The organism is Mesorhizobium sp. M2A.F.Ca.ET.037.01.1.1 (assembly GCF_003998075.1).
GTDB lineage: Bacteria > Pseudomonadota > Alphaproteobacteria > Rhizobiales > Rhizobiaceae > Mesorhizobium.
Window position 1 is genome coordinate 1 of the sequence record NZ_RZSA01000997.1, and the last position, 2,323, is coordinate 2,323.

Genomic DNA, 2,323 nt, shown 5'->3' on the forward strand with positions numbered 1-2,323 from the left:
GGTGAGCCAATGCCGCGCCGTCGCCATCAGGGCGCATGTCGTTGACCTTTGCGCGCTGCAGCGTTGCAAGATCGGCGATCCTGAGGATGTTCTGGTCCACCATATCCAGCCGTTCGGACACTCGCGAATTTGTCATCTTCAGCAATCAGCAGCCTTTGGACCGTCGCTCTGGTGCCGTCGTCCGTCTCCGTTTGAAGGCGGTCCACGAAGTGCTTGATGTTCTCCCTGGCGATAAAGCGGTCCATCAGGCTCGCCCTCCGAGCTTTGAAATCATATCCCCGTGGCAGATAGGAGTCGAGGCGCGCCATGACGACCAGGCCCCTCCGGAAATTGATGAAGATCAAAGCCGGCGCACGATCGCGGGCGCACAATACTGTGTTGCGATACGATCCTCACCCTCGCGTTGGGACCAGATGGTTAGCCCCGAAACCGAGCTTCAGATGCTCAATCGTCATATCCGCACGGGAGCGCGTCATATCTCCCGCCAGCGAGAGATTATCGATCGCCTCATCGAGCTGGGCGCGCCAGCCGAGCAGGCATTGGAACTGCTCGATTTATTCCGAGTCACGCAGGCGCTGCACATTGCCCACCGGGAGCGGCTTCTCGATTAAGTGACGCCCGCCAGCGTCACCGGATGCCGAGGAATCCAAGGATGGCAAGGACGATGACGATTGCTCCTACGAGCCAGATGATGTTGTTCATGTCTTCTCTCTCAATCCTTGATGAGGCGCTGCCTGTGCAGCTTTCGCCTTCGACCAACGGGAGCAAGTGGCTTCCGTTCCCGGTGTGGGCCCACGGTCCCGCGCGGTCCGGACCGAAGTCTTAACGGCGTCTCTCCTGGTTGCCCGAACTTGGCCTCTCAGCGGTTGTCATCTCCTTTGTGATTTCGACCGTTCCTTCGCCCGAGCCTTTCAAGCAGGGCTCGAAGGCGCTCGGGAAGCTGACGGTCACCCGAAAAAGTGGCCACGCGCGCAGGTGCCGTCGCAAAACCTCGCTGGAAAACTGCCGTCTCAGCAACCTGGCGAGAGCTTCGTTGTGACGTCGATCCTGGGCCATTTCACGCAGTCCTGATCACTGCGAAACCGGAAGCGACTGGACTTGTTCCGCTGCGCAATCGTGATTTGTCATCGCAGCGGCGGTCGCCCGTGAGCGGGTTGTGGCGCGATGAGCTCAATTGAACTCAGAGAGCATCGCTTCCTGAAGGAACATAAGCGCCGCTCGCCGGTTTGGTCCGCGGCGGCATCCCCCCAGCCCGCCGCCATCGGGGTTCCAATCCTCCCGATAGAAGCCCGCCCGCTCCCCTCCGGGCGGGCTTCTCCATTTTGAGAGATTGGCTTCAGCACAGGAGAGACAGTCATGGCAGGCAAGACAACGCACGACCAGCAGCAACGCATCATCGAGGAGCGCGTCAACACCAAGAACGCCGGAAAGGATTTCAACGCCAGGGAAGAGCTGAAGCGGCCGAGCCAGGAGCGGGCCACCCGCGAGAAAGGAAGCGGGTTGAAAGCTGGCGAGCGCGATCTGATCGATCCTGACGACAGGCAGATGCTGCGCGGCGAGAATCAGGAGTCTCCGCACCGGAAACGACGCGGCGATTGATGGGCGTCGGCCGGAAAAGCGCGGCGGGTAAAAACCGCCCACATTTTCCTGGAATTGCCCTAAAGATTAGGGGGTTCGTCGGAAGGCGGTTCCGAGACAATCGGCAGTTTCGAGCGCACCAGACGCTCGGTGCGGCGCAGCAATTCCCGGGAGCGCTTGATCGCGTCTTTGCTGCCCTGGACGAGTTGATCCTGGAAGGGTTCGCGTGCCCGGGGCAACGCAGTTCTGGCTTGGCGCATAGCGCTCTCCCGTTTTCAGACGGGAGCGCGTTCGTCGTCTCTCAGCCGCTAATGGTGTCCATTGGGGGTTACCAGCGATCTGGACAATCTAGGGCTCGTTCGATCTCAGTCAAGTTGCCCGTCATCGGCAATGCCCGGTTTGATTGGTTCCGAATCGCTGCCAACTGCTGGGCGAGGGCCCTGGATTGCTCCACATGCGCCCAAGCCAGTTCCCGCATGCGGCTGTTTTCGGAGCGCAGGGCCTTTGCCCGTGCGATGACCAGAGAATTTGCGTCGAAAATATCCATGGCGACAACAAATGCGGATCGCGAATGAAGGTTCCAGCCCGGACAACGGCAAAGTCGAATTTCAGCCCCGGCCGCCGCATGGCGGGATGCGCCTGGCGCCTCGGCCAAGGTGGACAACGCAATCGGCGCCCAAGTGGGCAGGGCGGTTTCAGCGGCGCCGGCGAGATAGAGCGGCCGCCTCGCCCAATCCTGAACGGC

Annotated in this window: 4 protein-coding genes; 2 read left to right on the top strand and 2 right to left on the bottom strand. The window is 60.9% G+C overall.

The genetic code is table 11. The features are described from left to right. The first annotated feature begins 209 nt into the window (after positions 1 to 209). Together EOA27_RS32460 and EOA27_RS32465 are read left to right on the top strand one after the other, a co-directional pair. Positions 210 to 611, top strand: coding sequence for a hypothetical protein (locus EOA27_RS32460; RefSeq protein WP_126083254.1), 402 nt, complete (start codon positions 210 to 212; stop codon positions 609 to 611). Positions 612 to 1,356: 745 nt separating this feature from the next. Then, entirely contained in the window at positions 1,357 to 1,599 is a 243-nt protein-coding gene (locus EOA27_RS32465) for a hypothetical protein (protein ID WP_126083253.1), read from the top strand. 59 nt (positions 1,600 to 1,658) lie between these two features. Here EOA27_RS32465 and EOA27_RS32470 read toward each other — a convergent pair whose 3' ends face one another. Continuing rightward, positions 1,659 to 1,838: a hypothetical protein gene (locus EOA27_RS32470; protein WP_126083252.1), complete on the bottom strand. Its 180-nt coding sequence runs from the start codon at positions 1,836 to 1,838 to the stop codon at positions 1,659 to 1,661. Positions 1,839 to 1,906: 68 nt separating this feature from the next. Continuing rightward, the coding region (locus tag EOA27_RS41125) for a hypothetical protein (RefSeq protein WP_189562207.1) at positions 1,907 to 2,323 on the bottom strand (417 nt) is incomplete at its 5' end.

Bases quoted from the DNA above. Each gene is read 5' to 3' on its own strand.
- EOA27_RS32465 (WP_126083253.1), top strand. From the start codon at position 1,357: ATGGCAGGCAAGACAACGCACGACCAGCAGCAACGCATCATCGAGGAG.
- EOA27_RS32470 (WP_126083252.1), bottom strand. From the start codon at position 1,838: ATGCGCCAAGCCAGAACTGCGTTGCCCCGGGCACGCGAACCCTTCCAG.